Raw genomic sequence first — 24864 nt, forward strand, 5'->3', positions numbered from 1 at the left:
GGGTGTTGTGTGGTGCTTGTCGAGAGCAGTTACACAATCCAGGAGGTCCTCGTGTCCCACTCTAACGCGATCCTTACCCCTGCCGGTCGTCTGAAACTCGCCCGGTGCGTGGTGGATGCTCACTTGCCGTTGCGCCGCGCCGCCGAACGATTCAATGTCTCCGTGCCGACCGCGGCCCGCTGGGCGGGACGCTATGTCGAGTTCGGGGAAGCCGGCATGCTGGATCGTCCCAGCCGACCACTGAGCTGCCCGCACCGCAGCTCAGTGCGGATAGAACATCGCGTCGTGGGCCTTCGGACGTCCAAGCGCTGGGGACCGGCCAGGATCGCTTACCACCTGCACTTGAACATCTCCACGGTCCATCGGATCCTGCACCGCTATCACTGCCCACCCCTGCGTTTCACGGACCGTGCCACCGGGATCAGGATCCGCCGAGAACGCGCCCGCCGCTATGAATACGCCTGGCCCGGGGAAATGATCCACGTCGATGTGAAGAAGCTCGGCAGGATCCCCGATGGCGGCGGCCATAGGAGCCTTGGCCGGGTGGCCGGGGAAGCGAACTCCCGGGCCCGGAATCTGGCTGAAGGCGCCCGCACGAACAGAGGCCTGCGCCGTGGGTACACGTTCATCCACCATGCCGTCGATGACCACTCCCGCTACGTCTACTCAGAGATCCGCGCCGATGAGACCAAGGAAACCGCCGCCGCTTTCATGCGTAACGCGATCGCCGCGTTCGCAGCCCACGGGGTGAAGATACAGCGCGTGCTCACCGATAACGGCTCCTGCTACCGGTCTCGACTCTTTGCCCAGACCTTGACGGAGGCAGGTATCCGACACAAACGCACCAGACCCTACCGGCCCCAGACCAACGGCAAAGTAGAACGCTTCAACCGCATCCTTCTAGAAGAATGGGCTTACGCCCAGACCTACACCTCAGAAGCCGAACGCCAAGCCTGCTACCCGAGCTTCATCGAGCACTACAATCAACGCAGGCCACACACTGCACTCAAAGGCGCCTCACCCATCAGCCGCGTCACCAACCAACCGGGTTAGTACAGCTAGGCGGTCTGGCCAGCGTGTTGGCCCTCGGAGATTTCCTCTACTACCTTGCGGTTGAACGCCGGGAGGTCGTCCGGATTCCGGCTGGTGACGAGGCCTTGGTCCACCACGACTTCTTCATCGGTCCAGTTGGCGCCAGCGTTCCTTATGTCGGTTTGGAGCGTGTGATAGGAGGTGACGTTGCGGCCCTTGATGACGCCCGCGTCGATGAGGATCCACGGTCCGTGGCAGATCGAGGCCACCGGCTTGTGTTGCTCGAAGAAGGCGCGCGTGAAGTTCTGCGCATCCTTGTCCACGCGGAGGTGATCGGCGTTTACCACGCCGCCGGGGAGTACCAGGGCGTCAAAGTCCGATGCATTGGCGTCGGCGACTGCAAGGTCGACGTCGAAGGTGTCACCCTTCTCCACGCCGTTGAATCCCTGCAGCTTTCCCTTCGAAAGTGCCACGAGCGTTGGCTGGCCCCCAGCGTCCTTCACGGCTTGCCAGGGGCTGGTGAGTTCGACCTGCTCCACGCCGTCCGTCAGAAGGAATGCGACCTTCTTGCCTGTGATGCTGTGTTCTGACATTGTTCCTCCTCCATTGCGCGGCGGATTGCTTTTTGAGCGCGGGCCGCCGCTGTGAGAGTTGTTTGTCTGACTTGTTCAAGCCTAGGGAAGGTCATTTTAGTAAGCAAGCTGAGTATTCATTTGCCGTTAATTCCGGGGGCGCACCGCTGGTCACCAGCATCGCCACCACCATGAGCCTGGTGACTGCCGGTCTCCGGGTCTGCCCCTACTTCTTTTTCCCCCGCTTCGCCGCAGCATTCATCGCCGACTTCACCGCAGGCGGCAGCCCCGTCGTCTCGGTTTCCGGCTCTGCGACGGTCCCGCGCCAACGGGCCAGGCTCTTCATGCCGTGGTAGATCACAAGTGCAGCCGCGGAACCAAGAGCGATGCCGGTGAACTTCAGCTCCCCAATGGTCCACGTGTAATCGGCAATGCCAATAATCAAAGCCACAGCGGCCGTGGTCAGGTTGACCGGGTTGGAGAAGTTGACCTTGTTCTGAACCCAGATCTTCACGCCGAGCACGCCGATCATGCCGTAGAGCATGGTCGCGGCGCCGCCCAGGACGCCGGGTGGGACGGTCGCGATGAGTTCGCCGAATTTCGGGGAGAAGCTCAGCAGGATGGCGAAGATACCGGCCACCCAGTAGGCCGCCGTCGAGTAGACCTTGGTGGCGGCCATGACGCCAATGTTCTCCGCGTAAGTCGTAGTACCGGAACCGCCGCCGAAACCGGCAAGTACCGTTGCGGCGCCGTCGGCCATCAGCGCGCGGCCGGAGACGCCGTCGAGGTTTTGACCGGTCATCGCGGCCACGGACTTCACGTGCCCAATGTTCTCGGCCACGAGGACCAGCACCACCGGGACGAACAGGCCCACGACGCCCAAGTGGAATTCGGGCGTCTGGAACTGCGGAAGACCTACCCACGCGGCGGCGTCCATCTTCGCGTAGTCCACCTCGCCGCGCATCATCGCCACGAGATACCCCACCACAACGCCCACCAGGATGCTCAGGCGCCCCAGGATTCCGCGGAACAGCACGCTGACCAACATGATCGTGACCAGGGTGATCAGCGCGGTGACGGGAGCGGCGTCGAAGTTGTTCTTCGCGGCCGGCGCCAAGTTGAGGCCGATCAGCGCCACAATCGCGCCGGTGACGATCGGCGGCATGAGCCGGTTGATCCATTCGGCGCCGAACTTCTGGACGATCGCACCAATAAGCGCCAGTACGACGCCGGCCAGCACCACGCCGCCCAGCGCGCCAGGAACGCCGTACTGCTGCTGCGACGCCAGGATCGGCGCGATGAAGGCGAAGCTCGAACCCAGGTAGCTGGGCACGCGGCCCTTGGTGATGACGAGGAACAGCAGCGTGCCGATACCAGAGAAGAACAGGGTGGTAGCCGGCGGCATGCCGGTGATGATCGGGACCAGGAAGGTCGCGCCGAACATCGCCACGACGTGCTGCATGCCCACGCCGATGGTCAGGGGCCAGGCCAGCCGCTCCTCGGGTGCCACCACGTGGCCGGGCCGGATGGACTTTCCGTTGCCATGAAGCTTCCATTTGGTGCCGAGCAGAGTCATGGCCGGGAGCCTTCCAGAGGAGAAGTGATGGGTTCGGTGCAACATTACCGCCGTTGCGGGGCCTCCTCTACGTGCCTCGCGCGCCAAATAGGGCGCAACACGGGCCTCGCAACGCAACGAACCGACGCGCGGAGTCACGCAGTGTGCGCAACGTCACGGGCCGTCACGGGAAGAGGACAACGGAAGTTGAAGTTGCAACCATGGAAAGCAGAAGTGCCCGGCCGTCCCCAAAGGCAAGGGCCCAGCGAAAGGTTCACGAATGACGATCGCCCACGAAGAAGCAGTCATTGACGCCGCAGCAGTCGACGCCATTTTTGCCGAAGCCCGTACCGCGAACAGCTTTGCCGGTGAGGTCACCGACGAGCAGGCCCGCGCCATCTACGAGCTCACCAAGTTCGGCCCCACCGCCTTCAACTCCCAGCCCCTCCGCGTGACCTACGTCCGCTCGGATGAGGCACGCGCCAAGCTGGTCGACGCCCTCTCCAAGGGCAACCAGGCCAAGACCGCCTCCGCCCCGCTGGTCGCCATCCTGTCCTACGACACCGCGTGGCATGAGCAGTGGGACAAGTTCCTTCCCGTCTACGCCGCCCCCAAGGCCATGTACGACGCCGACCCCGCCTTCACCGCCACCACGGGCAACAACAACGCCCACCTGCAGGCCGGCTATTTCATCCTCGCCGTCCGCTCACTCGGTTTCGCCGCTGGCCCGATGACCGGCGCCGACTTCTCCGCGATCGACGCCGAATTCTTCCCCGAGGGTGACCAGAAGAGCTTCCTCGTCGTCAACATTGGCCAGCCCGGCCCGGACGCCTGGGGCGAAGCAAAGCCGAAGTTCGCCTACGAGGACGTTGTCCGCACGGTCTAGTTTTTGTGCATTCCGACGATGCTCTCGCACGTGATGTGCGAGAGCATCGTCGTTTAAAGGCGACGATGTGAGCGAGGATCCGGGGGTTTCAGTTGCGCTCTCACTTCCTGCGCATATTTTGGCATCCCTCTCGCAGATCCCGTCAGTTCTGACTCGCTGAGTGGCAAACTATGGCTATGCGGAACCTCATCTGGGTGGCGTTTACGGAGCCAGTACGGCCAGGGCTGGTGTTTCCGCGCAGCGACTGGCCGCTTCACATCACGTTGTTAAGGTTCGACGTCGGAACTGACGTGAGTGCCGACGTCGCCGATGTCCTCGCGGACTTGGCCGAGGCGCCGGTCCAGGGAGCCCTCGGAACGCAACTGATCATTGGCGAAGAAGCAGGCTTCGGCCATATGGGGTCCATCCCGGTGAGCCTGGTGGAACAAAATCCGCTGCTCCAAGGCCTGCACGAGGAACTCTTCGACGCCGTGGTCAGCGTGGGCGGGCGCATTGCTACGCCGAACTACGTCCTCGAACGCTACCGGCCGCACATCTCTCATCACGACGGCAAGCGCCCAAAGCCGGGAGACGTCGTCGTGCTTGACCAGGTTGCGCTGGTGGACATGGCGCCGGAAGGCAACCACACCATCCGGCGCATCCTCAGGCTCTGGACCCAGGACGCTGCAGAGGCTGAGGACACGCAATCTGCTTGAAGACACAGAAACGGGCTGGGGCCACCCACATCCAAGCGGCCTCAGCCCGTTTCCATGTCGCCAGCGAAAATGCGCGTCGCCAGCGAATCAGAACTTAAGCAATTACCCCATCCACCAGCGCCTTGGCTTCCTCCTGCACCTTGGCAAGGTGCTCGGCGCCCTTGAAGGACTCGGCATAGATCTTGTAAACGTCCTCGGTGCCGGAGGGGCGGGCCGCGAACCAGGCGTTCTCGGTGACAACCTTCAAACCGCCGATCGAAGCTCCGTTGCCTGGGGCTTCCGTGAGTTTGGCAGTGATGTCCTCGCCGGCCAGGGTGGTGGCGGTGACGTCGGATGCCGAGAGCTTGCCCAGCTTGGCCTTCTGCTCGCGCGTGGCAGCGGCATCGATTCGGGCGTAGACCGGCGCGCCGAACTTATCCGTCAGCCCCTTGTACAACTGCGACGGAGACTTGCCGGTGACGGCCGTGATCTCCGAGGCCAACAGGGCAAGCAGGATGCCGTCCTTGTCCGTGGTCCAGACGCTGCCATCGCGCTTGTTGAAGGAGGCGCCGGCAGACTCTTCGCCACCGAAGGCACCCTCGCCGGACAGCAGGCCGGGAACGAACCACTTGAAGCCAACAGGAACCTCAACCAGTTTGCGCCCAAGTCCGGCAGCAACGCGGTCGATGATCGAGGACGAAACCAGTGTCTTGCCCACGACGGACTCGGGATTCCAGCCACTGCGGTTGCGGTACAGGTAGTCAATGGCTACGGCCAAGTAATGGTTCGGGTTCATGAGACCACCATCCGGCGTGACAATGCCATGGCGGTCGGCGTCGGCGTCGTTACCCGTGGCGACATCGTAAGCCGAGCGGCCACCGTCCGAGGAAGCCATGCGCTTGATGAGCGACGCCATAGCCGACGGCGACGAGCAATCCATACGGATCTTCTCGTCCCAGTCGAGGGTCATGAAGGCCCACTGAGGATCGACCGTGGGGTTCACCACCGTCAGGTTGAGCTGGTGCCGCTCGCCGATCTCACCCCAGTAGTCAACGGACGCGCCGCCCATTGGATCGGCGCCGATACGGACGCCCGCGTTGCGGATCGCGTCGAGGTCCAGGACGGACGGGAGATCGTCAACGTAGCTGCTGAGGAAGTCGAACTTTCCGGTGGTGTCCGCGTTCAAAGCATCGTTCAACGGAATTCGCTTGACGCCGCGAAGGCCGTTTTCGAGAAGCTGGTTGGCGCGGTCGGCAATCCAGCCGGTGGCGTCGGTGTCGGCAGGGCCGCCATGCGGCGGGTTGTATTTGAAGCCACCATCGCCGGGCGGGTTGTGGCTGGGGGTGACCACAATGCCGTCGGCTTGGGGCGTCCCCGGCGCGGCTTCGCGGTTGTACTTGAGGATCGCGTGGCTCAGGGCAGGAGTGGGCGTATAGCCGTGGCGGGCATCTACCAACACGGTGACGCCGTTGGCCGCGAGGACCTCCAGCGCGGAGTTCTGCGCGGGCTCGCTCAGGGCGTGGGTATCACGCCCTATAAAGAGCGGTCCGGTGATGCCCTGGCGGCCGCGGTATTCAACGATTGCCTGCGTGATCGCGAGGATGTGGGGCTCGTTGAACGACGACTTCAAGCTGGATCCGCGGTGTCCTGACGTTCCAAACGCCACGCGTTGCGCGGGATCGCCCAAATCCGGAGTGACGTCGAAGTACGCGTCCAGCAGGGCTGTGATGTCAACAAGGTCCTGGGGAAGGGCAACTGTGCCCGCTCGGCTAGCCATGTCGTCCAGCATGCCAGACCACCCCGTCCGCTGACAGCAAATGTCCGGGGATCCGGCCCCTGTGACGCAGAATGGCGGTGATGTGGCGCCGGATGAGCCAAAGATTTACCTTGCGTTTACGAGCTGCGGCTTTAGTGGGAGGATTCCGCCCCGGGATGCCCGGAGGCGGCTGTGGCGCCACGAGCCGGGCTACCTTATGCGGCGCACCCGGCGGCGGTAGTGTGGGAAACAAAGACTTAGCGAGGGGGATTCCCATGTCAGACCAACCATCCAAGGGCAACGAGGACAAACCGGCGGGCTACGAACCACCGCAGTACATCCCACCCGCCGAATTCAGCGCGCCGGAGCCGAGCTCACCCACCCAGCCGCTTCCGCCGTACGACCAGAATGCGTACACGCAGAACGCCCAAGGCCAGGACGACTTCTACACGCAGCCGGTCCCACCAGCCAGCCAGGGTGGTCCGAGCCAGGGCACATCCAGCCAGAGCGCGTACACGCCCGGTGACTACAGCCAGCCGAGCCCATCGCCCTACGGCCAGCCGCCGAGCCCTTATAACCAGAGCCAATACAACCAAGGCCAATACAACCAGGGCCCGTACCAGCAGCAGCCCTACCAGCAGCAGCCCTATGGCCAGCAGAACCCCTACGGCCAGCCCGCCTATTACGCCATGCCCACCCAGCCCAAGGGCTTGAGCATTGCGAGCATGTGCTGCGGCATTGCAACATTCATTGGCTTCGGGTTCTTCATCCTGCCGCAGATCGCAGCTGTCATCCTGGGCCACCTTGCCCTCAACCGCGAACCCGCAGGCAAGGGCATGGCGATTGCTGGCCTGATCATGGGTTACGTCGGCGTGGCGATCACGGTGGTGGTCCTGATCTTCTTCTTTGCCGCGATCGGCGCCTCCACCAGCTACCGCTACTAGGCAAACGCGAACGACGGCGGCCCTCGCCCGGGTGGGAATTCCACCGAACGCAAGGGTCGCCGTCGTTGTCCGTTTGGGTGGCGTTAGCCGTTTGCGTAGCCCGAAGGCTACCGCACGCCGCCCATCAACTTCTTGATCGCCGGGGATCCAGCAGCCAGGGCCACAGCCAATACCACTGCCACGCCGCCGATGCCCAGGAAGTACGGGAGTTCGTCGTCGGGGTTGTAAAGGCCGGCGAGGATGCCGGCCAGGGTGGTGCCCAGGGAGACGGACAGGAAGAACAGCGCCACCATCTGGGTGTGGAATGCCTGCGGAGCGAGCTTGGTGCTCACGGACAGACCTATCGGGGAAAGGAAGAGTTCCGCCAGGGTAAAGAGGAACAGGATGCCCACCAGTGCCAGCAGGGGGGTCTTGCCCTCGCCAGCCAGCGGGATGAAGCAGAGGAAGGCGAGGCCCATGATAAGCAGGCCCGCCGAGAACTTCAGCGGGGAACTCGGCTGCTTGGAGCCCAGCTTGGTCCACAGGGCAGCCATGACACCGGCGAAGATGATGATGAACACCGGGTTGATGGACTGGACCCAGGCCGCCGGCATTTCCCAACCGAACAGGTTGCGGTCCAGCTTCTCCTCGGAGTACACGGCAATGAACGTGAACTGCTGCTGGAACAGGGCCCAGAACGCGGCCGACGCAATGTACAGCGGGATGAACGCGAGCACACGTTTGCGCTCCAGGCCCGTGACCTTGGGGCTGCGGAAGATCAGGAAAAGGTAGATCACCGAGGCGCCGATGGCAGCGTAAGCCATGCTGCGGGCAAGGTTATCGGCATTCACGATCCCCGTGCCCAGCAGCACTCCTATGATCGCGAGGATGCCCAGGAAGATCAGCCCGTACCGTGTGCGTTCGGCGGCCGGGAGCGGGTTGGGAACGCGGTGCGCTTCCTCGGGGAGCTTGTTGCGGCCGAGCGAGTAGATGACAAGGCCGATCGCCATGCCCACGGCTGCTGCGCCGAAGCCCCAGTGGAAGCCGTTGCTCTCCTGGAGCCAGCCCGTGACCAGCGGGCCGATGAGTCCGCCGATGTTGATGCCCATGTAGAAGATGGAGAAGCCGGCGTCGCGGCGTTCATTCTTCTCGCCGTACAGGCTGCCGACCAGCGCGGTGGCATTGGCTTTCAGGCCGCCGGATCCGATGCCCACGAGCACAAGGCCGGCGATCAGTCCGGGAATGCCAGGCAGGAGGGCAAGGGCGATATGGCCGGCCATGATCATGAGGGCCGAGCCGAAGAGGACCTTTTCGGAACCGAAGATCCGGTCTGCGAGCCATGCGCCCAGGATCGTGGACAGGTAGACGCCGCCACCATAAGCGCCAACCAAGCCGGCGGCGAGGCCCTTGTCGATTGACAACCCGCCCTGCTCGGCGGTGAAGTACATGTAGTAAAGCAGGATGCCTTGCATGCCGTAGAAGGAGAATCGCTCCCACATCTCTACGGAGAAGAGGCTGGCCAGCATCTTTGGGTGGCCGAAGAATGAGGTATCGCCCGATGGTTTTTGGGACGTAGCCGTGGTTAGAGGTGTGCTCATTTCCTCAATGCTGGCATTGACTGCGGGCATTGTCACATCGATGGATGCCCATGGCAACCACTATCCATATGGTAGACAGCCGCACAGGCCCGCCTACTTAAAGGACTCCAGAACCGCCGCGAGTTGAAGAAGCTGCAGCTCAGAGCCCGGTTTGCCGATCACCTGAATGCCCATCGGCAGGCCGCTCGCTGTCACGTGGACGGGAATGCTGATGGCCGGCAACCCACACACATTGACCATGGAGGACCACGGCGCGTACTCGCACTGCCTTTTGTAGTCTTCGTCCGCGTCACCGGCCCACTCGCTGGGCCACGGCTCGCCACTGTGGCCGCCGCCGGTGAACCAACCGATCGGCTGCGGTGTCTGCGCCAGCGTGGGCATGAGGATGACGTCCCACTCCGCGTATTGCGCGATCGTGTCGTGCTCGAACTGCCGCAGGAAACCCAGGGCTTCATTCACTTTCAACGCGCTGCGTTGTTGCGCCCGACGCCGGAATACGCGGGTCAGCGGCGTCAGCAGCGCCTCCCGCTGGGGTGCTATCCGGGCACTCCCGACGCCGGCCGTCCAGGCAGCGGTGAACGCATCGGGGTAGCGGTTGTCGTACCGGATCTCCGCTTCCGCGACGCGGTGGCCGGCCTCCTCAAGCAGCAGGATTCCCCGGGCCAGGGAGTCCATTGCTTCCTGCTCCACGTCGAAAGGAAACACTCCGGCCCATGGGCTATCCAGGCTCACGCCCACTTTGAGGGGCAGCGGCGCGTGGCCAACGTTGGCGAGGTAACCGCCGTCGGGCGCTTGTTCCTGCGGGACCAGCGCGTCCATAAGCAGCGCCGCGTCCGCAGCCGTGCGCGCAAGTGGTCCGGCGACCACCAATTTTGCAGCATCCCCAGCACTTGCCCCGGACGGCACTACGCCCCGGCCTGGCTTGAGCCCCACCAGCCCACAGGCCCCGGCAGGAATGCGGATGGACCCGCCGCCGTCGGTCCCGGGAGCGAAAGGAACCATGCCAGCCGCCACCGCGGCAGCGCTTCCGCCTGACGAACCGCCGGAACTTCGACTTAAGGAATGCGGATTGCGCGACGGCGGTGCGATGCGGTTTTCGCTGTACGCGGTGAGCCCGAACTCCGGAACCTGCGTTTTGCCCAGCGAGATTGCGCCTTGGCCTTTCAAGGTGGCTGCGAGGGCGCCATCCTCCGGCGCTGGCTTGTGCTCCAGGGCAGCGCTGCCATGGGTGGTGGGAATGCCGGCCACGTCCGTGAGGTCCTTGAAGGCAAGGGGCATGCCGTGCAGGAGGGGCAATTCGGAAAGGCGGTGTGTGCGGGAGAGTTGCGCGTGCAGGTTGTCCGCAGCCTTGGCACCGTCCATTGCCTGTTCGGCCGTGACCGTGACAAACGCACCTAAGTGTTTGTTGCGTGCCTCGATGACGGAGAGGAAATGTGCGGTGGCCTCCCTCGCCGAGAGCTCACCGGATGCGAGGGCGTCGCGAAGCTGCACCGCGGTGAGCTGCTGCAGCTTTGCCGGGGAAGGATCAACCAAGGAAACGCGACTCCAACCGTTCCTCCACAGCAATGGCGTCTACGCTCTCGCCCGCACCCGCGGTCACCCGGAAGGCGGCCTTGTTCTTGACTTCGGACACCACCTCCACAAGCTCAGTGCCCCGGTAAACCAGACCCACGCCGTCGTCCGTGCAGTGCGCCTCGCCGAGCGTGCCGTTTGCCACCAACTTGTGGATGGCAGGGGCGCGGGTGGGTTCAGAGTCATAGTGGACGCCGTTTGCGTAGGGAAGGAAGCCAAGTGCGTTGGTGACAGGCTTCAGTTCAGGGCCGAAGGAGTCGGTCACGCCGCCCTTGAACCAACAGATGGAACCTGCGGAAACGCCAGCCAGGACCACGCCGCTTTCCCAAGCCTTCCGCAATATTCCATCCAGGCCGTGCGCCCTCCACACGGCAAGGAGGTTGACCACCGAGCCACCGTGGACCCACACCACGTCCTGCTCAAGGAGATGGGCGTCCGGATCCTCAATGTTGGGCATGGTGAAGAGGTTGAGATGAGTGAAATCAAACCCCGCAATGCGGGCGGCCTGATCCATTTCTGCCGCCCACCAGCGTTGATCGCCCGATGCGGTGCCAATATGGGTCACCCGCGGTGCGCGGCCATTTACGCCGGCAAGCTCCACGGCGTAATGCATGAGGTGGTCGAACTCGATGCGGGTCCGGCTGCCCGGCTTGTAACCGCCGGATGTTGCGAGGATGGTGGGTTGGCCAGCCGCCATTGTCCTGCTCCTAACAGCCGATTCAGGGAGTCTTTGGGTCCCAGTCTTAGCTCCGGGACTCCGCCGCGCAAGCGGCGTCTCGCTGGGTGGCCTCTGGGACTAGGCTGGATGGTGACCTAAATCGATGGGAAGGAAACGCCATGAGCGACTTCGAAACCGTGCCTGTGGGCGACATTCCGGCTGATGCCAGCATCCTTGACGTTCGTGAAGACTATGAATGGGTTGCCGGGCATGCTGAGGGCGCACGTCATATTCCCATGGACCAACTGCCCGCCCGGTTGGATGAACTGGACCCCGACGACGACCTCTTCGTCATCTGCAGGACCGGTGGCCGTTCCTTCCGCGTAGTGCAGTGGCTGGTGGGCCAAGGCTACTCCGCCGTGAACGTTGCCGGTGGTATGGACATGTGGTTCGAGGCCGGCCGGCCCATGGTGTCGGACAACGGCCTTAAGCCAGTGGTTCTCTAGCACCGGCTCCAGACCTTCTCCCGCGCATAACCAGCAAGGAATATTCCCATGTCAGCACCTACCTATACGTTCCTGGGCCCGGAAGGAACGTTCACTGAGGCCGCCCTCATGCAGGTCCCCGGCGCCGCTGATGCCACCCGCATTCCTTGCACCAACGTGAACACGGCCCTTGAGCGGGTGCGCAATGGTGAGGCCGATGCTGCCATGGTTCCCATTGAGAACTCGGTGGAGGGCGGCGTCACTGCAACGCTGGATGCCATTGCCACAGGGCCCGAACTCCGGATCATCCGCGAGGCCCTGGTTCCTATTACGTTCGTGCTCGTGGCGAGGCCCGGCGTCGTGATTTCCGATATAAAGCGCATCTCCACACACGGCCATGCGTGGGCCCAGTGCCGCCTCTGGGTGGACGAACATATTCCGAACGCGGACTATGTACCCGGTTCCTCTACCGCAGCATCTGCCATGGGCCTCCTGGAGGGAGACGCCCCCTACGATGCCGCTATTTGCGCCCCGCTAATTGCGGCGGAACAATCTGGGCTCAATGTTCTGGCCGAAAACATCGGAGACAACCCCGATGCAGTCACCCGCTTCATCCTGGTGAGCAAGCCGGGTACATTGCCCGAACGAACGGGCGCGGACAAAACCACCGTTGTTGTCCCACTGCCGGAGGACCACCCGGGGGCACTCATGGAAATCCTTGACCAATTCGCATCGCGAGGTGTGAACCTTAGCCGCATCGAGTCACGCCCCACTGGCCAGTACCTGGGCCACTACTTCTTCAGCATCGATGCGGACGGTCATGCGTCGGACTCCCGTGTTGCCGACGCCCTCGCGGGTCTTCACCGGATCAGCCCGGCAACTCGCTTCCTGGGCTCATATGCGCGTGCCGACAAGCAAGCCGCCGTGGTGGCCCCGCATACTTCGGACGCAGCATTTGCCTCTGCCCATGCGTGGGTCGAAGCAATTCTGAAGGGCTAGGCCGCCTTTGCGTGGCTGCAAATAATTGAACCTTCAACCCCTTTCGCAGTGATGCAAGTGTGCGTATGCTTGCCTGATCCATAAGCAATGGATGAATGCCCAAAAGAAGGGAGCGGTCATGACTGTCCACCGAGATGACAAAGACGGCCAGGGCATGATCGTCAATCCCAAGCCCTCCGGCGAGAACAAGGACGACTGGGACGGCGACGAAGCTGACCGCGCGGATCGACTCCGTTTTGAAGAAGAACAAGCGATGATCCGTGAGCAGGCCGAGGCCCGGGCTGCAGCGAAGGCGGCGGCCGAAGCAGCCGCAGCGAATGCGGCGCAACCCGAGAAGGGCGCAGTCTAGAGGGTTTGAGCCTTCGGTACCCGCACCAGCAACGAACCGGGCTGGACCTGAACGGTGACCTCGGTTGCCTCACCCGCGGGGTCGCCGTCGAGTTGCGTCGCCATGGGTTCCTGGCTGCGGATGGTGACCTTGCCGGAGCGGTAGAAATTCATCACCGGCAGGTTCCGCTTGTGCTTGAACAGGATCTTTGCGTACATGGCGATCCATCCAAATGCGCTGCGCGGGCTCATGACGACGATGTCCAGCATGCCGTCGTCGATCATGGCTTCCGGAATGAAGTCAATGCCACCCGGAATCAGGCCGCAATTGGCGAAAAGCACGCTCCGGATTTTCCTGGCCTGCTCCGGCTGGTCATCCATGGTGATGGTGACCCGCTTGCGCCGGCCGGGTAAATGCCGGACCCCGGCCTCGGTGTAGGCCAGCCAGCCCACGGTCTTCTTCAGGTCTTCCTTGGTATCGCCAACAACCTCGGCATCCAGGCCCATACCCGCGATCACCAGGAATGTATGCGTGGATGATTCTCCGGTAATGCTGTTGTCTATGCCCATGCTGGCGGTATCGATGAAGCGTTGGTGGCCAAAGAGGGCGATCTGGATGCAATCGGCGATGTCGTTGACGTCCAGTTCGACGTTGCGTGCCAAGAGGTTTCCGGTGCCCAGGGGAATGAGGCCCATCGCCACGCCTTTATGCGCCAGAGACTCAGCCACCACGCGCACTGTACCGTCGCCGCCGCACACAAGAACGACGTCGGCCCCGTACTCCAGCGCTTGGCGCGACTGCCCGTAACCGGGGTCCTCCAGAGTGGTTTCAAAGAACCTCGGGCTGTCCCAACCGGCGAGGTCGCAAGCGTCGATGATTGCTTGGCGGGCCTCGAGCGACTTGTTTTTCACCGGGTTGAGGACCACCGCAACCTTCTGGTGCCCAGGCTCGGGTTTGTGGGTGCCCTCCCGAACCGCGCTCCTGATGTGCCGGGCCCGCAATCGGCGCACACCCCACCAACTGGAGACGGCAAATACCACGCCCCCAGCGAGAATCACGTACAGGATCCAGTCGCTCATGCTGCTCCAACACTATCGTCCTGGGCGGCCACGTCAGATTCGATACTCTTGTGTGGTGATCGACGTAAAAGACCTCAGCGAAAATCCGGACAAGTTCCGTGCCAGCCAGCGCGCCCGTGGCGCCGATGAGTCCGTTGTGGACGCGATCATCTCCGCAGACTCCGATCGCCGCGCCGCGCTGATCCGCTACGAAACCCTCCGCGCCGAGCAAAATGTCTTCGGCAAGAAGGTGGCCCAGGCCAAGGGCGAGGAAAAGCAGGCCCTGCTGGCCGAGGTCAAGGAACTGGCCAACTCGGTCAAGGCCGCTTCCGCGGAGGCGGATGCCGCCCAGGCCAAGCAGGAAGAGCTGCTGCGCATCATTCCCAACCTGATCGTGGACGGCGTGCCCGAGGGCGGCGAGGACGACTACGTAGTGGTCAAGACCGTTGGCGAACCCCGTCAGTTCACCGATTTCGAGCCGAAGGACCACCTGGAAATCGGTGAGCTCATTGGTGCGATCGACATGGAACGCGGCGCCAAGGTTTCCGGTGCGCGCTTCTACTTCCTGCGTGGCGTGGGTGCCCGCTTGGAAATGGCTCTGCTGCAGATGGCCATGGACCAGGCGATCGAGGCCGGCTTCGTCCCGATGATCACCCCCACTTTGGTGCGGCCGGAGACCATGCAGGGCACCGGTTTCGACGTAAAGCACGACGCCGAGATCTACCGTCTCGCTGAAGACGACCTTTACCTGGTGGGAACCTCGGAAGTGGCCCTCGCCGGCTACCACGCTGACGAGATCCTGGACTTCTCCGGGGGCCCCATCCGCTACGCCGGCCAGAGCTCCTGCTACCGCCGCGAAGCCGGTTCGCACGGCAAGGACACCCGCGGCATCATCCGGGTGCACCAGTTCAACAAGGTGGAGATGTTCATCTACACCACTGTTGAGGAAGCTGCTGCAGAACACGAACGCCTGCTTGCCTGGGAAGAGGAAATGCTGGCCAAGTGCGAGCTTCCCTACCGCGTGATCGATACAGCTGCGGGCGACCTCGGCATGTCCGCGGCCCGCAAGTTCGACTGTGAAGCCTGGGTTCCCACCCAGAACGCCTACCGCGAGCTCACGTCTACGTCCAACTGCACCACGTTCCAGGCCCGCCGCCTCAACATCCGCGAACGCGTGATCAACGAGGAAGGCGTTGCCAAGGGCACCCGCGCCGTGGCAACCCTGAACGGCACCTTGGCCACCACCCGTTGGATTGTGGCCCTGCTTGAGCACCACCAGAACCCGGACGGCTCGGTCAACGTTCCCAAGGCCCTGCAGAAGTACATTGGCGGGCTTGAGGTTCTGCCGGTCCTGTAGTTCTCTTCCCGGCAGACCCCGTCCAACGGACCACTCACCCTCGCGCCCGGCGGTGAATGGTCCGTAGGGCGGGGTTTCCTGTCCTGGAAAGTCCGGCTGCTTCGAGCTTTGCAAGCAGCTTCTCCGGCCTGATGGCTGTTGCCCAGTCCCACCGCACTACCTGGAAGCCCATGGCACGGAGTCTGTCCTCGCGCTTCTTCTCCTTGAGCACGGCTTCACGTGCAGTTCCCCCGTTGAGGTACTCGTCATTGAGGTACTTTGCCTCTCCGTCGAACTCGCCAATAATCTTGAGTCCCCGCCAGTAGAAATCGGTCCGGGCAACGAATCCCAAGGCGTCATAAAATTCCGTCTGAAGCTCGGGGGCTGGAAAACCAAGTAGATGCATTTGGGCACGGCTCAGGGACTCACCCGCTGAACCCGAGCGAGCATCGGCGAAGTCAAGGACCGAGCTGACCCACCGTCTCTTGGCGCCGGATGCCAGGCTCCCTCCTGCATGACGCAGGTCTTTAACGCTGGCGGCCGACGGTCCGAACCTTGCTTGGCTGATGGCGTGATCCGCTAGAACCACCGCCCGTGCGAAGGGAAGCCGGGCCATTACGTCAGCCGCTGTTGAGTGAAGGTCCGTGACGGTCAGCCCGGTCAGGTGCACTGGGCTCGCTTGGTAGGCATGGCGATAGATGCCGTAACTCCTGATGCCCTCCAGTCCTGTGCTGCCCGACTTCGTGTCTCCCGAGGCCTTAGTGGTCGATCGCTTGGAACCAGCGTGGCCGGATGACGAATTGGCCAAATGGATGTGCGCCGGGATCCCGACAACCTGCATCCCCCAGAGCACGGCTGCCGTCTCGTAGCAAAAGTGTGCAGAAGGGAGTTCCAAAGCGACTGCCCTGATGGTCGCGGAGTAGCGCTCCCAAGGCTTCAGAGAGATCCACCGGCTCTTGTCCATATAGACTCCCTTGCGCACTCTGACTAGTTCACCCTTCGTAAATCGCCTGCTGAGCGAACGAATATCTCCCGTGTTGGCTCTCTGCTGGGCGGACACTAGGAACTCGGCTGTTTCGTTCATGGAAACAACCTTCGGTGGAAGAGGGGGCCCGTGGGACCGACAGGTGGGGCTATGTGGAAAAGCTCATCGCATTTCACCCACCAGCGGACAGTTCACCTCCGCGCGCGAAGGTGAATTGTCCGGTGGAGGGTGTCTGGCTGGGGCTAGGCGCGGAGTGTTCACGCGGCGTTAATCCGGTGCTGTGTCCTCGGTCCTAGTGCGGTGTCAGAGGTGTCTGATCTACTGGAACCATGACTATTTTGACTGATACACCAGTTGCTGGCATCGATGACCAGCCAAATGACAACAACAAACTCATGATCGCCTTGGACGTTGACGGCACGCTCGTCGACCACGATGGCCACATGTCCCCAGGTGTCCGGACCGCCGCGCAGCAAGTGGTCGCCAGCGGCCACGACGTCATGATCGCCACCGGCCGGTCCCTCAATGCAACCCTTCCGATCATCCAACAGATCGGCCTGGAACGCGGCTACGCCGTGTGCTGCAACGGCGGCGTGACCCTCCGGCTGGATCCCACCCTTGAAACCGGCTACGAGATCATCCACAAGGCAACGTTCGATCCCGCCCCGGCGCTAAGGGCACTTCGCGAACGCCTGCCCAACGCGAAGTACGCGCTGGAGGATGAGGATGGGAACTTCCTCTCCACGGAGCGCTTCCAGGATGCCAGCTTCGGCGTCGAGGCAATCGGAGTGGACTTCCAGACCATGTTGGAGGCCACAGCCGTGCGCGTGGTGGTCTTCAGCAGTGACAACACTTCGGACGACTTCAACCACGCCATCCGTCACATCGGCCTTTCAGGCGTGACGTACTCGGTGGGCTGGACTGCGTGGCTGGACATTGCCGCGGAGGGCGTTACCAAGGCCAGCGCCCTTGAGGCACTGCGCCAGAAGATCGGCACGGAACAGGTCAACACGGTGGCAGTGGGAGATGGCCGCAATGACATCGAGATGCTTACATGGGCTGGCCGGGGAGTGGCCATGGGCCAAGCTCCCGAGGAAGTAATCGCCGTCGCGGACGAGGTCACCGCGTCAGTATTCGACGACGGCGCCGCCCTGGTTTTGCGTAGCCTGCTGTAACAGCCGCACGGCAGCCCGGACAGCCGGCCAGCTCAGCCCGGAAGAACCGCGCACTAGTCCACCCGCCCCCGCCAAGCACCGGTTTCGTGGCCGCGGTCCTCGATGAATTCCTTGAATTTGTCCAGGTCCGCGGCCACCTGCATCTCGTCTGCGGAGAGCGCGGCGCCGGCCTTCTCCACGAATCCTTCGGGCTCCCATTCCAGGGTCACGTTGACGCCGCAGTGCCCGGGTCCAAGGTTGTCGAAGCGGACTGAGCCAGCGTTGCGTGGTGCGTCGATGCTTTCCCAGGCGATCACGGTATCCGGAACTTGTTGGGTGATGCGAGCGTCATATTCGCGCCTTACCCCGCCCACCTTGGTTGAGAAGTGCAGTGTTGAATCATCGATCTGGCGGACACTTTCCACGCCGCTCATGAACTCGGGAAACTTTTCGAACTGGGTCCATTGGTTATAGGCGACCGATACCGGCACCTCTACCTCGATGGCCTTCGTGACCGTTTGCATTGGACACACCTCGTTTGGATTGTTCTGGTTTAGGTGAGGGGTTAAGTGAAATGGGTTTGGACGGGGCCGCCGCCGGCTGAGTCAACGATTGCCTGAGCCACGTCCCGGAGCTTGACGTTCCGGTTGCTTGAGGCCTTTTTGATGAGCTCCACGGCTTCAGCTTGGCTGCACCTATTTTGGGCGATGATGATGCCCGTGGCGACGTCGATGACCGTCCGGGATGCCATGGCCGCGCGCAGGTTGGCGGCGGTCTGGCTATGCTGCGCGATCAGCACCGCCAGTTGAAGGCCCTTGGATGCCTGCTGGACATAATCACTGGCCCGCTGCACTGCGGCCTGGTCAAAGCCGTTGGGCCGTTCGGAGTAGAGGTTGAGCCCGGCCCGTGCCGAGTCATCCGCCATTGGGAAGGGCACAGCCAGGACTGAATGAACACCATTCGCCACGGCCATTTCGTTGTAGTCAGGCCAAGTGTTGTCTTTTTCGAAGTCCGGAATGTGTACTTGCGTGCCCTGCTGGCAGCAATGGATGCACGGGCCATCAGCGAACTGGTACTGGAGTTCGTCCAGCATCTGCGCGCGTTCGCTGCTGCTGGCCACTGTGGCGGCCGCGCGATGTCTGAGCAGGGTGATGCCGCAAAATACTTCGTTGCCCGGCTGGGAGAATATCGCCGCGGAGTGGCGTGCCAGCTCGGTAAGGAAGGCTTCCACGTCCGGTGTATCGAGGAGTAGGTCCTGGATGTCCGCTGCAACAAGTTGGGGCTCGGTGAGTTGTTGGTCTTCCACGTGGATCTCCGATCCTGGACGAGGCTACCCTTCGAGCGTAGTCCTGAATACCCGTTGAAAGCTAATAGTAAGTGTGCTTCTCTTTTTAAGGAGTCTTGACGTGGGCTCACCTACCCCAGCAGGTCTAAGGATTGAAGCCACATGCGACAAGCCCGACCATTCGACGTCCAAGCCCGGCACCCTGCGCCGGAGAGCACCATCCGCCAAAGTTTCCAGGACAGCTTGGTTTTGGACCATCTCAATCTTGCAAAGTCCATTGCCGCCAGGTATTCAGCCCACACGCACGACCTCGACGACGTCCGGCAGGTTGCGTACATGGGCTTGATCAAGGCGGCGCGAGGATATGACGAAAGCAAAGGCGTCAGCTTCCCGGCCTATGCCGCCCCGACCATTGCGGGTGAGGTCAAGAGGTATCTCCGCGATCACTGCTGGGTGGTGCGGCCACCGAGGCCCATCCAGGATGTGCGGCGCCAGGTGCTCGCCAGAACAGAGGAACTGACGCAGAAGCTGCAGAGAACTCCAACGCCCGAAGAAGTGGCGATGGACCTTCGGCTGGAACCCTGCCAAGTCAGGGAAGCGTTGATGGCCGGCACCAGCAAGCGGCCGGATTCCCTCGACGCTCCGGCTGCGGAGGGCCGCGACGGCCTGCAAGGATTCCTTTCAGCTTTCGGCTGCCCTACGGATCGCTTGGAGGATCTGCTCGCGCTGCGGAATGCAATCCGGGGCTTGAATGCGGAAGACAGACACCTCCTTTACCGTCGCTACTACCGGGAGGAAACGCAGTCCACGATCGCCGAGGCACTGGGGATGTCCCAGATGCAGGTCTCGCGGCGGCTTTCCAGGATCCTGGTGTCCCTGCAGACGCAATTGCTGGATGAGGAAGCGCACCTCCAGGACGGAACGGCGCCTTAAGAACACTGCCACAACAAGAACCAGTGCCACAACAAGAGCCGTCAAGACTCAGCAGCCCAGTCCCTCCACGGCTTCCAACACATCACGAACGGTCACGGCAAGGAGCGCTGGATCGGGATCGGCGGCAAATACGTCACCGCGGCGGAGTTCGACGGCGGTGAGCACCACGTGCGGTCCGGGAGGCGGACCCCATTCTTCGGCGGGAGCCGGGCCGAAGAGGACTACGGACGGGCGGGCATAGGCGGACGCCAAGTGGGCGGCGCCGGTGTCCGCGGAGACCACAAGCCGGGCATCGGCGATGGTCGCTGCAAACTCTGCGAGGCCCTGTCGCCCGGCCAGCACGACGTCGTCGAGGTTTGCTCCCTTGAGGTTCGCCAAGGCGGCAGTCGCCATTGCGCGCTCGCGCTCTGACGTGCCACCGGTAAGCACAACATCGTGCCCTGCCCGGGAGAGCTCAACGGCGACTTCCGCGAATCGCTCAATGGGCCAGAGCCTGCTGCCGTACGCGGCACCCACATGGATTACGGTGGCGCCGCGCCGGGGTGAGGGAACGCTTGGCTTGTTGAGGCGGTAGTCCAGGGGATCAGCATCGATGCCGTGCCAATTGAGCAAACGGGTCCAGCGCTCGCGCTCGGGGATGCCGGTTGTCCATATCGGCCCGTCGAGCCCCGGCGCTTGGTGCGCGAGCACCCGCGTGGCTTGAAGTTCGTTGATGCGTTGGCGGCTTTCGGGTCCATTCCCGTGCAGGTTCACGGCGATGTCCACAGCGCCGGGGGGAATGGCCAGGGGGTCATCGAGGCCCGGCGTGGGCAGGTGGTCGATGCCGCCTACCAGGTCAAGGGCCTCGGCAATCCAAGCTGGCGCCGCATACAAAATCCGGTGTTCCGGGAACGCCCGGCGCAGTCCGCGCAGCGCCGGAACGGCAACCAGGAGGTCCCCGAGTTTCAAGGCGCGCAGGGCAAGCAGCAGGGGTTGTCCGGTCATTTCGGCTCTGTCCATGGTGGCCTCCCGCTAGGAGTCTAACGGCCTCTGTGGACGCCGGGGCCCCGGGAAACTTGTCGTCGTCGCACTGTTTAGCGTCGGGAGAACTGGGGAACGTTGCGGGTATGGGAGGAACTGGAACGTTGAAAGCGGTCCTGTTTGACCGCGATGGGACGCTCGTCGTTGACGTGCCATATAACCGCGACCCGCAACTGGTGCGGCCCATGGAAAGTGCCCTTCCGGCACTGGAGCGCGTACGCCGGGCCGGACTGGCAACAGGTGTCGTGAGCAACCAGTCGGGCATTGCCCGTGGCTTGCTGACCATGAATCAGGTCCTCGCTGTGAACCAGCGCGTGGACGAGCTCCTCGGCCCGTTCGATGTGTGGGAAATCTGCCCGCACGGTCCAGTGGATGGCTGCGCCTGCCGTAAGCCTGCGCCGGGAATGATTCTCGCCGCGTGCTCCACGCTGGGGCTGCACCCTTCCCAGGTGGCCTTTGTTGGCGACATCGGTGCAGACATGGAAGCGGCGGCCGCGGCTGGCTCGCATGCCGTACTGGTGCCCACCCACGTAACCCGGATCGAGGAAATCGAAGCTGCAGAGGTAGTGGCGGAGAACCTGCAGGGCGCCGTCGAGCTGTTGTTGGGCGCGGCGACGGGGGGAGCATCGCGGAAACCCGACGCCAGGCAGGACCCACCTGCATGAGCCGCGTCCTGGTGGCCCGGCTGGACAGCATGGGCGATGTCCTCCTCGCCGGACCCGCCGTGCGTGCCGTGGCGAACGGAAGCAGGCCGGACGGCAGCCGAGCCAACGACGTCGTCCTCCTCTGTGGCCCCGAAGGTGCCGGTGCCGCGGAAATGCTCCCGGGAGTGACGCAGATCCACACATGGTCGTGTCCATGGATCGTCAATCCGCCGCCGGCTGCGACCGCTGAACTGACCAATGGCCTGATCGAGTTCGTGCGCAGTTCCAGGATTGAGGAAGCCGTGATCCTCACTTCCTTCCACCAGTCCCCGCTTCCGCTGGCACTGTTGCTCCGGCTGGCAGGCGTCGAACACATCACGGGCGCCTCCACTGACTATGCTGGCTCCCTCCTGGACATCCGGTTGAAACCCGGCGAAGACTTCCCCGAGGACCAACCTGAAGTGGTCCGCGCTTTGGGGATTGCGCAGGCGGCCGGCTTTCAGCTTCCCCAAGGGGACGACGCCAAGCTGCACATCAAGCCGATGGGCGAACCCGAAGAGCTGGTGGACGAACTCACCCAAAAGGGCCCATACATCGTGGTCCATCCTGGCGCAGCCGCTCCGGCGAGGGCATGGCCTGCACTCCACCACGCGGCCACAGTGGAACTCCTTGAAGCGTACGGGCACCGCGTGGTGGTCACGGGTGCGCCGGGCGAAACATCGCTGACGGCAACTGTGGCGGGGCCTTCGGCGAACAATCTCGGGGGAAGGACAAACTTGCGCACGCTGGCGGCGGTACTCGCGGGCGCCGCCGTCGTGGTCACCGGCAACACGGGACCCGCGCACCTTGCCGCAGCGGTCGGAACGCCGGTGGTGTGCCTGTTCGCCCCCGTGGTTCCAGCCATTCGTTGGGCGCCCTACGGCGTTCCGCTGGAACTGCTCGGCGACCAGGAAGCAGCGTGCAGGAACACGCGGGCACGAACCTGCCCGGTTCCGGGCCACCCCTGCCTCAGTTCGGTCACCCCGGAACAGGTCCTGGAGGCGGTGGAACGGCTATTGGGGGGAGTTTCCTCCCTCAGTACCCGAAGGAAGGTGTGGAAACCATGAGGATCCTGGTCTGGCACATCCACGGAGGATGGATGGAGGCTTTCGTCAGGGGCCAACACGAATACCTCCTTCCGGTAGAGCCCGACGGCGGTGCTTGGGGTTTGGGGCGGGGTGGCCGTGAGTGGCCGATGGCCGCGCAGGAGATTGACCTCGATACCGTCGATCCGGACAGCGTGGACGTGGTGGTCCTGCAACGTCCCGAGGAGATTGCGGCCGTGGCCCGGAAGCTTGGCCGCAGGCCCGGCATTGACCTGCCTGCCGTCTACCTTGAGCACAACACGCCCAAAGGCGACGTCCCGTTCACACTCCATCCACTGGCCGATCAGCACGACATCCCGGTGGTTCATGTGACGCACTTCAACCAGCTCTTCTGGGACACCGGATCCACGCCGACAGTGGTGATCGAGCACGGCATCCCCGATCCCGGCCTGCTCTATACCGGTGAAAGCGAAGAAATGGGTGTGGTTGTCAACGAGCCCGTCCGCCGCGGCCGGGTGACGGGCACGGACCTCCTCCCGGGCTTCGCCGGCGTAGGGCCGCTGCGGGTGTTCGGGATGGGGACCGAAGCCTTGCCGGAAGCGCTGAACCTGAAGGGTTTTGGCCTGAGCGAGGAGCGCCTGAGGATTTCCGGGGATCTCCCCGCTCCCGGGCTGCATCAGGAACTTGCCCGCTGCCGCCTCTACCTGCATCCCCTGCGTTGGACTTCGCTCGGGCTGGCCCTGCTCGAAGCCATGCACCTCGGAATGCCGGTCCTGGCGCTCGCAACCACTGAGGCGACCCGCGCTGTCCCGGAGGGAGCCGGACTTGTCTCGAACAATGTGGACGAACTTCAACGGTTCGCCCGCCGGATGCTGGACGAGCCCGATGACGCCCACGCGATGGGGATGGTGGCCCGGGCGGCAGCTTTGGAACGCTATGGGCTCGCGAAATTTCATCAGGCCTGGGATGAACTCCTGGCCGATCTCCCGGAACGCCGCCCGCAACGCGGTTTGGAGTCCATCAACCATGACACAGAGAGGACGCACCCATGAAGATCTCCATGGTTTCCGAACACGCCAGTCCGTTGGCCGCCCTGGGGGGCGTGGACGCAGGGGGACAAAACGTCCACGTGGCGGCCCTCTCATCCAGCTTGGCCAGCCGCGGCCACCAGGTCACCGTGTACACGCGGCGGGATGCTCCCGACCTCCCTGCAAAGGTGCAGGTTGCGCCGGGACTCACCGTGGTCCACGTCGACGCCGGCCCGGCCCGCCACATCCCCAAGGACGAGCTGCTGCCCTTCATGGGCGAGCTCGCGGATGGCATTTGCAACGACTGGGCGGGTTTGGTCCCGGACGTGGTCCACGCACACTTCTGGATGTCCGGCCTGGCCGCGATCCAGGCTTCCCGGCGGGCGGCCGCCGCTGAGCCCATCGCGGTGGTCCAGACCTTCCATGCACTGGGTTCGGTCAAGCGCAGGCACCAAGGTTCAGCTGACACCAGCCCACCCGCGCGTGCGTGGTTGGAACCATGGGTCGGGCGCACCGCGGACTGGGTGATCGCCACCTGCCCGGACGAGGTCTTCGAGCTGAAAGCCCTCGGCATCGGCCGGTCCAGGATTTCCATCGCACCATGCGGTGTGGACCTGAATCTCTTCCCGGGCACTGAAGAACCAGAGAGCCGGTCCCGCACGCACCGCATCCTGAGTGTGGGCCGCCTTGTTCCCAGGAAAGGCGTGGACCTGGTGATCCAGGCGCTGCCGCTCCTGGCCGATGCTGGTTTCGACGACGTCGAACTCCTGATCGTCGGAGGTTCCGGCGACGCCCTGAACCTCGAAGAGGACCCGGAAGCCCAGCGCCTCCGCGCACTGACCAAGGAACTTGGTGTGGAGGACAAGGTGACCATGCGGGGACAGGTACCACGCGACGCCATGCCCCGAATTTTCCGAAGCGCCGATGCCGTGGTGTGCACGCCGTGGTACGAACCGTTCGGCATTGTTCCCCTTGAGGCCATGGCCTGCGGAGTACCCGTGGTTGCCGCTGCCGTCGGCGGACTCCGGGAGACCGTCGTCGACCAGAGAACCGGACTGCACGTGCCGCCGCGGGACCCCGAAGCAATTGCCGACGCCGTGGGGCGCCTCCTCGCCAACCCCGCCTTGCGTGCCGAGATGGGCAGGGCAGGAATCCGCCGGGCCCGCTCCCGCTACTCGTGGGACCGCATTGCGGCTGACACCGAGAAAGCGTACCGGTCCGTCCTGGCAGCGGGGGTGTCCCGGCAGGCAAGAGAAGGCTTGGAACCACTGGAAGGAACAGCCCTGTGACTACGGAAT

At 63.4% G+C, this 24864-nt stretch carries 25 protein-coding genes; 14 read left to right on the forward strand and 11 right to left on the reverse strand.

Annotated elements, in window-relative coordinates; genetic code table 11:
• The first annotated feature begins 51 nt into the window (after positions 1-51).
• Positions 52-1053, forward strand: coding sequence for an IS481 family transposase (locus LDN75_RS00390; protein WP_223933164.1), 1002 nt, complete (start codon positions 52-54; stop codon positions 1051-1053).
• Between the two features lie 5 nt (positions 1054-1058).
• Here LDN75_RS00390 and LDN75_RS00395 read toward each other — a convergent pair whose 3' ends face one another.
• Positions 1059-1625, reverse strand: coding sequence for a type 1 glutamine amidotransferase domain-containing protein (locus tag LDN75_RS00395; RefSeq protein ID WP_223935248.1), 567 nt, complete (start codon positions 1623-1625; stop codon positions 1059-1061).
• 205 nt (positions 1626-1830) lie between these two features.
• Complete coding sequence (locus LDN75_RS00400; protein WP_223935249.1) at positions 1831-3180, reverse strand: solute carrier family 23 protein; 1350 nt, start codon at positions 3178-3180, stop codon at positions 1831-1833.
• 259 nt (positions 3181-3439) lie between these two features.
• On the opposite strand from LDN75_RS00400, the gene LDN75_RS00405 reads away from it, so the two are divergent.
• Positions 3440-4045 carry a malonic semialdehyde reductase gene (locus tag LDN75_RS00405; RefSeq protein WP_223935250.1) on the forward strand — a complete coding sequence of 202 codons (606 nt, stop codon included), beginning with the start codon at positions 3440-3442 and terminating at the stop codon, positions 4043-4045.
• Positions 4046-4221: 176 nt separating this feature from the next.
• Positions 4222-4740, forward strand: coding sequence for a 2'-5' RNA ligase family protein (locus LDN75_RS00410; protein ID WP_223937685.1), 519 nt, complete (start codon positions 4222-4224; stop codon positions 4738-4740).
• A 94-nt stretch (positions 4741-4834) separates the two neighbouring features.
• Here the strand turns inward: LDN75_RS00410 and pgm are convergent, their stop codons facing one another.
• Positions 4835-6496 (reverse strand): phosphoglucomutase (alpha-D-glucose-1,6-bisphosphate-dependent), encoded by a 1662-nt coding sequence (pgm, locus tag LDN75_RS00415; protein WP_223935251.1) that lies wholly within the window; start codon positions 6494-6496, stop codon positions 4835-4837.
• A gap of 254 nt (positions 6497-6750) precedes the next feature.
• On the opposite strand from pgm, the gene LDN75_RS00420 reads away from it, so the two are divergent.
• Positions 6751-7419 carry a DUF4190 domain-containing protein gene (locus LDN75_RS00420; RefSeq protein WP_223935252.1) on the forward strand — a complete coding sequence of 223 codons (669 nt, stop codon included), beginning with the start codon at positions 6751-6753 and terminating at the stop codon, positions 7417-7419.
• Between the two features lie 107 nt (positions 7420-7526).
• On the opposite strand, the gene LDN75_RS00425 is transcribed toward LDN75_RS00420, so the two are convergent.
• From LDN75_RS00425 to LDN75_RS00435, 3 genes are all read right to left on the reverse strand, one after another.
• Positions 7527-9026: a peptide MFS transporter gene (locus LDN75_RS00425; protein WP_223935253.1), complete on the reverse strand. Its 1500-nt coding sequence runs from the start codon at positions 9024-9026 to the stop codon at positions 7527-7529.
• A 63-nt stretch (positions 9027-9089) separates the two neighbouring features.
• On the reverse strand, positions 9090-10529 hold the full coding sequence (locus LDN75_RS00430) for an amidase (RefSeq protein WP_223935254.1): 1440 nt from the start codon (positions 10527-10529) through the stop codon (positions 9090-9092).
• Positions 10522-11265, reverse strand: coding sequence for a peptidase E (locus tag LDN75_RS00435; protein WP_223935255.1), 744 nt, complete (start codon positions 11263-11265; stop codon positions 10522-10524). The genes LDN75_RS00430 and LDN75_RS00435 overlap by 8 nt, the downstream gene beginning before the upstream one ends.
• Positions 11266-11405: 140 nt before the next feature.
• Between LDN75_RS00435 and LDN75_RS00440 the strand changes: the two genes are divergently transcribed.
• The 3 genes from LDN75_RS00440 (at position 11406) to LDN75_RS00450 (ending at position 13059) form a co-directional block, all read left to right on the forward strand.
• Positions 11406-11732: a rhodanese-like domain-containing protein gene (locus LDN75_RS00440; protein WP_216924267.1), complete on the forward strand. Its 327-nt coding sequence runs from the start codon at positions 11406-11408 to the stop codon at positions 11730-11732.
• 48 nt (positions 11733-11780) lie between these two features.
• Positions 11781-12710 (forward strand): prephenate dehydratase, encoded by a 930-nt coding sequence (gene pheA / locus LDN75_RS00445; protein WP_223935256.1) that lies wholly within the window; start codon positions 11781-11783, stop codon positions 12708-12710.
• A 118-nt stretch (positions 12711-12828) separates the two neighbouring features.
• Positions 12829-13059: a hypothetical protein gene (locus tag LDN75_RS00450; RefSeq protein ID WP_223935257.1), complete on the forward strand. Its 231-nt coding sequence runs from the start codon at positions 12829-12831 to the stop codon at positions 13057-13059.
• On the opposite strand, the gene LDN75_RS00455 is transcribed toward LDN75_RS00450, so the two are convergent.
• Positions 13056-14117, reverse strand: coding sequence for a diacylglycerol kinase family protein (locus LDN75_RS00455; protein WP_223935258.1), 1062 nt, complete (start codon positions 14115-14117; stop codon positions 13056-13058). The genes LDN75_RS00450 and LDN75_RS00455 overlap by 4 nt on opposite strands.
• A gap of 55 nt (positions 14118-14172) precedes the next feature.
• On the opposite strand from LDN75_RS00455, the gene serS reads away from it, so the two are divergent.
• The gene (gene serS / locus LDN75_RS00460; protein WP_223937686.1) at positions 14173-15453 is read left to right on the forward strand and encodes a serine--tRNA ligase; all 1281 of its coding nucleotides are present in this window, start codon (positions 14173-14175) and stop codon (positions 15451-15453) included.
• A 34-nt stretch (positions 15454-15487) separates the two neighbouring features.
• Here the strand turns inward: serS and LDN75_RS00465 are convergent, their stop codons facing one another.
• On the reverse strand, positions 15488-16396 hold the full coding sequence (locus LDN75_RS00465; RefSeq protein ID WP_223935259.1) for an endonuclease domain-containing protein: 909 nt from the start codon (positions 16394-16396) through the stop codon (positions 15488-15490).
• Positions 16397-16746: 350 nt separating this feature from the next.
• Between LDN75_RS00465 and LDN75_RS00470 the strand changes: the two genes are divergently transcribed.
• Complete coding sequence (locus LDN75_RS00470) at positions 16747-17592, forward strand: HAD family hydrolase (RefSeq protein ID WP_223935260.1); 846 nt, start codon at positions 16747-16749, stop codon at positions 17590-17592.
• A 53-nt stretch (positions 17593-17645) separates the two neighbouring features.
• On the opposite strand, the gene LDN75_RS00475 is transcribed toward LDN75_RS00470, so the two are convergent.
• Together LDN75_RS00475 and LDN75_RS00480 are read right to left on the reverse strand one after the other, a co-directional pair.
• Positions 17646-18095 (reverse strand): SRPBCC family protein, encoded by a 450-nt coding sequence (locus tag LDN75_RS00475; protein ID WP_223935261.1) that lies wholly within the window; start codon positions 18093-18095, stop codon positions 17646-17648.
• A gap of 41 nt (positions 18096-18136) precedes the next feature.
• Entirely contained in the window at positions 18137-18877 is a 741-nt protein-coding gene (locus tag LDN75_RS00480) for a GAF and ANTAR domain-containing protein (protein WP_223935262.1), read from the reverse strand.
• Between the two features lie 141 nt (positions 18878-19018).
• Between LDN75_RS00480 and LDN75_RS00485 the strand changes: the two genes are divergently transcribed.
• The gene (locus LDN75_RS00485; RefSeq protein ID WP_223935263.1) at positions 19019-19789 is read left to right on the forward strand and encodes a sigma-70 family RNA polymerase sigma factor; all 771 of its coding nucleotides are present in this window, start codon (positions 19019-19021) and stop codon (positions 19787-19789) included.
• A 48-nt stretch (positions 19790-19837) separates the two neighbouring features.
• On the opposite strand, the gene LDN75_RS00490 is transcribed toward LDN75_RS00485, so the two are convergent.
• Complete coding sequence (locus LDN75_RS00490; protein ID WP_223935264.1) at positions 19838-20788, reverse strand: glycosyltransferase family 9 protein; 951 nt, start codon at positions 20786-20788, stop codon at positions 19838-19840.
• Between the two features lie 107 nt (positions 20789-20895).
• Between LDN75_RS00490 and LDN75_RS00495 the strand changes: the two genes are divergently transcribed.
• The 4 genes from LDN75_RS00495 to LDN75_RS00510 are packed head-to-tail and all read left to right on the forward strand — an operon-like array spanning position 20896 to position 24855.
• Positions 20896-21474, forward strand: a complete 579-nt coding sequence (locus LDN75_RS00495) for an HAD-IIIA family hydrolase (RefSeq protein ID WP_223935265.1) — start codon at positions 20896-20898, stop codon at positions 21472-21474.
• On the forward strand, positions 21471-22559 hold the full coding sequence (locus LDN75_RS00500) for a glycosyltransferase family 9 protein (protein WP_223935266.1): 1089 nt from the start codon (positions 21471-21473) through the stop codon (positions 22557-22559). The genes LDN75_RS00495 and LDN75_RS00500 overlap by 4 nt, the downstream gene beginning before the upstream one ends.
• The gene (locus tag LDN75_RS00505; RefSeq protein WP_223935267.1) at positions 22556-23590 is read left to right on the forward strand and encodes a glycosyltransferase; all 1035 of its coding nucleotides are present in this window, start codon (positions 22556-22558) and stop codon (positions 23588-23590) included. The genes LDN75_RS00500 and LDN75_RS00505 overlap by 4 nt, the downstream gene beginning before the upstream one ends.
• Positions 23587-24855, forward strand: coding sequence for a glycosyltransferase (locus LDN75_RS00510; protein WP_223935268.1), 1269 nt, complete (start codon positions 23587-23589; stop codon positions 24853-24855). Before LDN75_RS00505 ends, LDN75_RS00510 begins: the two co-directional genes overlap by 4 nt.
• Positions 24856-24864 lie beyond the last annotated feature (9 nt).

Source organism: Arthrobacter sp. StoSoilB5 (genome assembly GCF_019977235.1).
In the GTDB taxonomy this organism is placed as follows: Bacteria; Actinomycetota; Actinomycetes; order Actinomycetales; family Micrococcaceae; genus Arthrobacter.

Bases quoted from the DNA above. Each gene is read 5' to 3' on its own strand.
- LDN75_RS00395 (WP_223935248.1), bottom strand. From the start codon at position 1,625: ATGTCAGAACACAGCATCACAGGCAAGAAGGTCGCATTCCTTCTGACG.
- LDN75_RS00400 (WP_223935249.1), bottom strand. From the start codon at position 3,180: ATGACTCTGCTCGGCACCAAATGGAAGCTTCATGGCAACGGAAAGTCC.
- LDN75_RS00405 (WP_223935250.1), top strand. From the start codon at position 3,440: ATGACGATCGCCCACGAAGAAGCAGTCATTGACGCCGCAGCAGTCGAC.
- LDN75_RS00410 (WP_223937685.1), top strand. From the start codon at position 4,222: ATGCGGAACCTCATCTGGGTGGCGTTTACGGAGCCAGTACGGCCAGGG.
- pgm (WP_223935251.1), bottom strand. From the start codon at position 6,496: ATGGCTAGCCGAGCGGGCACAGTTGCCCTTCCCCAGGACCTTGTTGAC.
- LDN75_RS00420 (WP_223935252.1), top strand. From the start codon at position 6,751: ATGTCAGACCAACCATCCAAGGGCAACGAGGACAAACCGGCGGGCTAC.
- LDN75_RS00425 (WP_223935253.1), bottom strand. From the start codon at position 9,026: ATGCCCGCAGTCAATGCCAGCATTGAGGAAATGAGCACACCTCTAACC.
- LDN75_RS00435 (WP_223935255.1), bottom strand. From the start codon at position 11,265: ATGGCGGCTGGCCAACCCACCATCCTCGCAACATCCGGCGGTTACAAG.
- LDN75_RS00440 (WP_216924267.1), top strand. From the start codon at position 11,406: ATGAGCGACTTCGAAACCGTGCCTGTGGGCGACATTCCGGCTGATGCC.
- pheA (WP_223935256.1), top strand. From the start codon at position 11,781: ATGTCAGCACCTACCTATACGTTCCTGGGCCCGGAAGGAACGTTCACT.
- LDN75_RS00450 (WP_223935257.1), top strand. From the start codon at position 12,829: ATGACTGTCCACCGAGATGACAAAGACGGCCAGGGCATGATCGTCAAT.
- LDN75_RS00455 (WP_223935258.1), bottom strand. From the start codon at position 14,117: ATGAGCGACTGGATCCTGTACGTGATTCTCGCTGGGGGCGTGGTATTT.
- LDN75_RS00465 (WP_223935259.1), bottom strand. From the start codon at position 16,396: ATGGACAAGAGCCGGTGGATCTCTCTGAAGCCTTGGGAGCGCTACTCC.
- LDN75_RS00470 (WP_223935260.1), top strand. From the start codon at position 16,747: ATGACTATTTTGACTGATACACCAGTTGCTGGCATCGATGACCAGCCA.
- LDN75_RS00475 (WP_223935261.1), bottom strand. From the start codon at position 18,095: ATGCAAACGGTCACGAAGGCCATCGAGGTAGAGGTGCCGGTATCGGTC.
- LDN75_RS00485 (WP_223935263.1), top strand. From the start codon at position 19,019: ATGCGACAAGCCCGACCATTCGACGTCCAAGCCCGGCACCCTGCGCCG.
- LDN75_RS00490 (WP_223935264.1), bottom strand. From the start codon at position 20,788: ATGGACAGAGCCGAAATGACCGGACAACCCCTGCTGCTTGCCCTGCGC.
- LDN75_RS00495 (WP_223935265.1), top strand. From the start codon at position 20,896: ATGGGAGGAACTGGAACGTTGAAAGCGGTCCTGTTTGACCGCGATGGG.
- LDN75_RS00500 (WP_223935266.1), top strand. From the start codon at position 21,471: ATGAGCCGCGTCCTGGTGGCCCGGCTGGACAGCATGGGCGATGTCCTC.
- LDN75_RS00505 (WP_223935267.1), top strand. From the start codon at position 22,556: ATGAGGATCCTGGTCTGGCACATCCACGGAGGATGGATGGAGGCTTTC.
- LDN75_RS00510 (WP_223935268.1), top strand. From the start codon at position 23,587: ATGAAGATCTCCATGGTTTCCGAACACGCCAGTCCGTTGGCCGCCCTG.